Source organism: Streptomyces sp. NPDC059169 (assembly GCF_042755225.1).
Lineage (GTDB): Bacteria > Actinomycetota > Actinomycetes > Streptomycetales > Streptomycetaceae > Streptomyces.
This window is the reverse complement of sequence record NZ_JBHZCF010000027.1, coordinates 73,690-79,689: the sequence shown is the minus strand read 5'-3', so window position 1 is coordinate 79,689 and position 6,000 is coordinate 73,690. Positions and strand designations below refer to the sequence as shown.

Below are 6,000 nucleotides of genomic sequence, written 5' to 3'. Positions count from 1 at the left end.
GTGGGGAATCTGGGGAGCGAAGAGCGCGTGTGAGGGCCCGGCGACCGAAGGTCGCCGGGCCCTGAGGATCGGTGAGGCTCACGGCTTCCGAAGCGGCCGGACTGTACCGCTGGTCGCATCGGCGATCTGGCCGCGGAGGGTGGCCGCGTCCCCCTCCAGCTCGGCATTGCGTAGGGCCAGGACCTGGATCTGATTCGCATAGGTGGCGACGGTGGCCTTCAGCTCACGGACCTCCTCGGCCTTCTCCCGACGGAAATCGCGGAGCTCCTTCCGCAGCCGAATGACCTCGGCCTTAAGCTCGTCGACCTCTGGCCGCTTGGTACTGGGGGCGGCGAGGACTTCCTTGATGGCGCCGGCGACCGGGGACCGGTAGTAGGACGCTCGGGAGACGCCCGCCTCGGTGGCGATGTTGACCACGTTGACGGAGCCGTCGGTGATCTCTGGGCGACCGTCCAGCAGCTGCTCGAAGGCCCGCATGATGGCGCGGTCCTTGTCGGACAGCTCATGCTCGCGAGAGAGCCGGGCGAAGACGGTCTGGGTGGTGCGGGGACCGGTCACAGGGGGCTGCCTTCCTCGGCGTGCAACTCGGCGATCATGGCATCGAGGGTGGTTTCGAACTCTCGGATGGCGGCTTCCTGCAGCACCGGGACGCCTTGGATGTCCTTGAACTCCTCGTGAGCCAGGTCGCGGGTGAGCCGCATCCGCGGAATGTGGACTGCCGACCGGCGCGAGTTCGGGCAGCTCAAGCACATGTTCAGCATCGGCAGCGGCTGCCTGACGTTCTTGGCCCGCTTGCCGCACACGGCGGTCTCCGCGTGGTGGAAGCAGTCGTTGAGCGCGCCTGGGTGGAGGGTGCGGGTCAGGTGCCGCAGCATCGTCCTCAAGCGTTCTGGGCTTGCGACGGCCCCTGGCAGGTCGCCGAGCTCGGCCCGGATCCGGTCGAACTCGGCCTCGACCCGCTTGACGGCGCCGCCGGCTGACCGGCCGCCCTCGTTCCAGTCGTGGTAGAGATCCTCGACGTAGTCCAAGAGGGCGACGGCCTTGTCGGCTGCGACCTCGTCGGCGAAGCCGGAGGCTGATGTTCCGGCGTATCCCTCGAAGATCGCGTGGCTGGCGTGCTTATACTGCCGGGTTCCCGCGACGACCCCGAACGGCTGGTTGGCGATGTGCCAGGCGAGCGTACGGCGGAACTGTCGTGTATCGAAGCCCCAGGCCAGCAGGTCCTCGTTCTTTTCTTCGTCGCTCTCATCACTGTCGGCGGGCTCTGATTCAGTGTCCAGACCCAGATCCTCCGCGGCCAGGGCCGGGATGTAGGACTCCTCTGAGGTGCTGAACAGAGCGTTCAGGTGATCGCGGAAGTTCTTGAGTCGTCTCGGCATGTTGGACAACAGGACGTAGTCCGAGGGCAGTCGGTATCCGAAGAGGTGGGTAGGGTCGTCGTTGATGAGCTTCAAGACCTCGACAGCCTCGTGGACGATGTCCAAGACCACCCAGTCGGCTTCATCACCGGACATCTTGCGATTCTTTAGACACGCCCGCGGATCTTGTATCGGGTTCGCCCGTCGGCGCCGATCTCCGTGACCGCGCAGTCTCGTCCCAGCTCACGCACCTCCATGTCGCGCATGCCGGAGAGGTAGGCGATGACGACCCAGCAGGCGACGCGCAGGTGCACGGTCTCCGCGTTCACCGAGGTGGGACTGAACTCGGCTCGCCAGGGCCGGCCCGTGGCCGGCCACGGCGTCCGCGGAGTAGGAAGGCCGCCTTGTTCCCAGCCCAACTCGTTCCCGGCCTCCGTGAGGAGGTGCCGCAGGTGGTGGATGTGTCGGGTGCCGGTCAAGTGCCTGATCATGGCCAGGTTCGGGGCTTGGACTACTCCGTCGATCACGGTCACGCCGGGCACGGTGTGAACATGCTCCAGGGGGAGGGCGGGCAGGCCGCGGCCCTCGGCCCTGCGATGGGCGATGAATCGCTCGATCTTCGCGCGGGTGGGGCTGCCATCTCGGCCGAACGGCGCCGGCACCGGCTCGGCCTTCGTCGTCTCCGCCAAGCGGGCAAGGTCGTCGCGGGCAGCCAGGATGTCACCGCTGGCGTACCGCACGTAGAACACAGCCGCGGCCAGGAAGGGCCGCATGATCTCTTCGGGGATGCGGGGCGTGCTGTTCTCGTGGTGGTTAGCGAGGCCGGAGATCTGCCTGGCGGTGCGGTACGGCCAGGGCCTGAGGGTAAGGCGGTCGTAGGACAGGAAGGGGCCGAACTCGGCCAGCCGCTTGAGCGTAGTGACCTGGTCCTCGACCATGTTGGGGCCCGAGCGTCGCATGAGCGGGAGCAGGGCCTCCAGGTGCTCGCGGCGTACGTCCTGCAGCCGCTCGATCCCCACCGTGCGCAGGTTGGCCCAGACGCGTCTGAGGGTGTGGATCTCCTGGGGGAGAGTGGTGGGCTTGACGGGCCAACGCTGGTTGCCGGGTGTTTCCCGGAGAACCGCGAATGCGTACTGCTGTGCGGTGCGCCGCTGCAGGCCCTCGTCGAAGACGAGGAAGTTCACCCGGCCGCGCCGCGTGGTCCGTGGCAGAAAGGGCCGCAGATCCCACACGTCGTCACCGAGCCGGGGCCCTCGGTTCGCCTTGCCCTTCGTGTACTTCTTCGGCAGGACGAAGTCATCCGGGGCCGGGCCGGGCTGAACCGGGAGCGAGGTCTCGAACGTGAGGGTCACCGGATCGTCTCCAAGAAGGAGGTGGGCAGGGCGAGCCGTGGGCCGCCGGCCTCGGCGATCGCGCGGGCGGTGGTGATCTGGCGGGTGCTGAAGCGGTTCAGGACGCCGGTGGTGATGCGCTCGTGGGCCAGGCCGAACCGGGCCTGCCACTCAGGGACCGAGAACTCCTCGCGCTGGCGCTCGAGAGTGTCCAGCACCGACAGCACGGCCGGCAGGTGGCGGCTGGCGAACACCGCGTTCGGGCACTCCAGGCACACCCACGGCGGGACGGGGCACGCAGCCCCCTTCTTCGCCGCGTACGGTGAGGCGAAGAAGTCTCTGCAGGACGACAGCCACACGTCCGTCGCGCCGGACAACGTCTCCTGCACGACTTGGGGCGGCAGTTCTTCCTCGCCGTCGTCCAGCCGGCTGCCGTCCTCGTCCAGCACCACCGGCGGCGGCAACGCGACGGCCAGGGCCTCAGCGAGCCCCGCCTCCACGGCCTGGTCGTGGATCTCGTCGTGGGCGGCGATGTCCGCGTAGTGCCTGGCCGCGACTTTGGGCGTGTGCCCGCTGACGAAGTCGGGCAGGATCCCTCCCGCGCGAAGGTACTGCCGGGATTTGAACGTCTTACGAACCCGACGAAGGTCCAGCGAGACGCTCCCGCCGTCGTGGTCCTTCATCGCATCGATCTTGTGCGCTGCCAAGAACGCCCGCCGCGGAAACGTGTCCACCGCGACGGTGCGGGTGAATCTGGGGGCCAGTTCCCCCGTGGTTCCAGAGGGAGCCACCCACAGTTCCTCGGCTCCGATCATGTCCCGCGCTCGCTGGGTCAGCCGCAGCGCGAGACGGATGACACCGCCCGGGCTGCGGAGCGTGCCGCCGTCACGCGCCCGCAGCGACTTGTTCTGAGCGCCTCGGGAACGGCGCTTGAGGTAGCTCACGGTGACGTAGCCGCGAGCTGGGCTGACCAAGCAGTCGGCACGCAGTTCCCTGATGGCCTCAGGCTCCAGGCCGGTCTGGCAAGCCAGGAGGACCTGGAAGCGGACCATGTCCCCAGGGGTGAGGAACAGGCGGGAGTTCAGGGCCTTCATGCCGCCGTGGTCCCTGACACCGCGGATGGCGAGGTGGGCGGGGGTGAGCGGGCCGCGGTTCGACAGGTACCAGCAGATGTTCTCCAACCGGTCCCACCCGTGCCCCTCGGGGTCGTGGCCGCTCTCAGCGAGCCGCTCGCCTTCCAGAATCCGGTCCCGGATCTTGCCGAGATCCGACAGAGCCGCAGCCTCCAACGCCTCGAACACCGGGAACGGGTAGGCGTTCAACGGCCGGGCCGCGACGCTCTCCTCCGAGGTGTGCTTGGCGTTGATCCGATGGGCGAACTCCAGCTCGAACTGGCCCGGATGGGACTCATCGACTCTGCGAAGCATCCGGAGCAGCAGCAACACCTCCGTTCTGGGCCCCTTGCTGCCAGCGGCGTACCGCCGCGTCAGGGCCTCCTCGAAGGCATCGATCAGGCCCGGTTCCAGGTCGTCCAGCGCCAGCTCTCCATGCCCCTCCAGAGCGGCCGCGGTGAAGCGGACGAAGTCGCGGACCGTCTGCACGGCTTGCTGTAGCCGGATTCGCTGTCTCACCCCGCCCCGGGTGCCGAGTTCCTCGATCAGGGCACTCGCCAGGGGCCGGACCAGTCGAGGGTGGCCAAGATCGGACAGGTCCACCACCTCTTCCGTGCCCAGCACCAGCACCGGCACGGAGAACACCAACGGCCCGACGCTCGGCACCGGCTCCGCAGGCGGCGGGGTGGCGGTCGCCGCGAACCGCACGCGCTTCGGGCTCACAGGTCAGCCTCCGGTATCTCCAGGCTGTCCAGGACGGCCGCCTGCTCGTCCCATTCGGCCAGCGCCGCCAGGACGATCTCCTGGGCCTCGTCCAGGACGTCCAGGTAGAGGTAGACCGTCTTCTCGCGACTGTGCCCGAGCAGCAGCTGCAGCTTGCGCATCGGATTGCCGATCAGCATCCGCTTGATCTGCGCCAACGTGAAGCGGCGGTCCTCGGCCATCCCCATCGCCCGGATCGTCTGACGCAGCAGCAGCCCCAACATGTGCACGGCGAACGTGTGTCGCAGGGTGTGCGGGTGCACGTCGAAGTCGAGGCCGAAGCTCGCGCACCGTTCATTCGCCCGCCGGAACGCGGACTGCCACGTCGAGCTCTTCAGCGGCTGCCCGCCTTCCCCCAACCACAGCCACAGCGGGCCCAGCTCGCGACCGCGCGCGTCCACCGACACCAGCCGCAAGCGGTCCTCGTATCCGATGCCCTCGTAGGTCCAGGCCCGCGAACTGCCCTCAACCAGCATCGCCTGCCGGGTCGAACGCACAACCCTGTGCCCGCTTGCCCAGTCGTAGCCGCCGGCCTGGCGCGTGCGCTGGACCAGCTCGTCACGCTCGATGGCGAGGTAGTGATGCAGATCGCGCACCACACGCCGGCGCGCGTAGACCTTGCGGGCCTTCTCCCGCTTGGTCGCCGATTTGGACAGATGGAAGGCACCCTGGCCGTGGGCCAGCGACGGAACCTCGGGCACCAGCAGGCACGAAGCCTCTGTCAGCCGCATCCCCGTACACACCAGCAGGTCCGCGAACAGCGCATTGCGCTCGCCGTTGCGTCCCCGCCATTTCGGATCACGCCCGCCGTCCGGGAGGAAGCCGCGCAGACCAACGTCTCGCCACAGCAGGTAGTCCTCGTACGGCAGGAAGGTGATCGGCCGGTCGCTCTGGCCCGGCTCCGCCTCGGCGTTCACCCGAACCTGGATGGGACCCTGCGGCGTCATCACCACCTTGTCGACGTACCGGAACGGCTCCTCGGCCAAGAGCTCCGCGTCCAGGGACCACGCCACCCACTTGTCGAGCGAGGCCAGCATCCGGTTCCAAGTAACAACCTCGATCCGTTCGTCGGGGTCCGCCGCGAAGAGTCGGGCTTGCTTGAGAGCACGTAGATCCGCTCCGGTCATCTCCCAGATCGTCTTGCCGCCCCTGCCTTCATGGAGGAATCGGCAGACGAGCGTCAGGTCCGAGCAGTACGCCTGTTGGCCGTTAGCCGAACGCACACCCCAACTCGGCAGGTCTCGGATCATCCGATTCAGATCCAAGTCGTAGGAGCCGTCCGGCCCGAGGATGAATCGCTGCCCCTCCTCCACACCGGCCCGGCGCAGGACCCCGGCTGCGTCGGCGCGGTCCACGGCTGCCAGACCCACAACGGTGCGATGCCTGTCAACCACCGCCTCAGCGACTGCTTCCTCCACGGCGTGGGACAAGCCGCTC

The 6,000-nt window shown here is 68.0% G+C and carries 5 protein-coding genes; all 5 read right to left on the bottom strand.

Annotated elements, in window-relative coordinates; genetic code table 11:
* Positions 1 to 78: 78 nt before the first annotated feature.
* The 5 genes from ACFXOM_RS34115 to ACFXOM_RS34095 are packed head-to-tail and all read right to left on the bottom strand — an operon-like array spanning position 79 to position 5,993.
* Entirely contained in the window at positions 79 to 558 is a 480-nt protein-coding gene (locus ACFXOM_RS34115; protein WP_385041310.1) for a hypothetical protein, read from the bottom strand.
* Positions 555 to 1,514, bottom strand: coding sequence for a hypothetical protein (locus ACFXOM_RS34110; protein WP_385041308.1), 960 nt, complete (start codon positions 1,512 to 1,514; stop codon positions 555 to 557). Before ACFXOM_RS34110 ends, ACFXOM_RS34115 begins: the two co-directional genes overlap by 4 nt.
* A gap of 11 nt (positions 1,515 to 1,525) precedes the next feature.
* Positions 1,526 to 2,710: a hypothetical protein gene (locus ACFXOM_RS34105; protein ID WP_385041306.1), complete on the bottom strand. Its 1,185-nt coding sequence runs from the start codon at positions 2,708 to 2,710 to the stop codon at positions 1,526 to 1,528.
* Positions 2,707 to 4,524, bottom strand: coding sequence for a hypothetical protein (locus ACFXOM_RS34100; protein WP_385041303.1), 1,818 nt, complete (start codon positions 4,522 to 4,524; stop codon positions 2,707 to 2,709). The genes ACFXOM_RS34105 and ACFXOM_RS34100 overlap by 4 nt, the downstream gene beginning before the upstream one ends.
* Entirely contained in the window at positions 4,521 to 5,993 is a 1,473-nt protein-coding gene (locus tag ACFXOM_RS34095) for a tyrosine-type recombinase/integrase (RefSeq protein WP_385041301.1), read from the bottom strand. Before ACFXOM_RS34095 ends, ACFXOM_RS34100 begins: the two co-directional genes overlap by 4 nt.
* Positions 5,994 to 6,000: the final 7 nt, after the last annotated feature.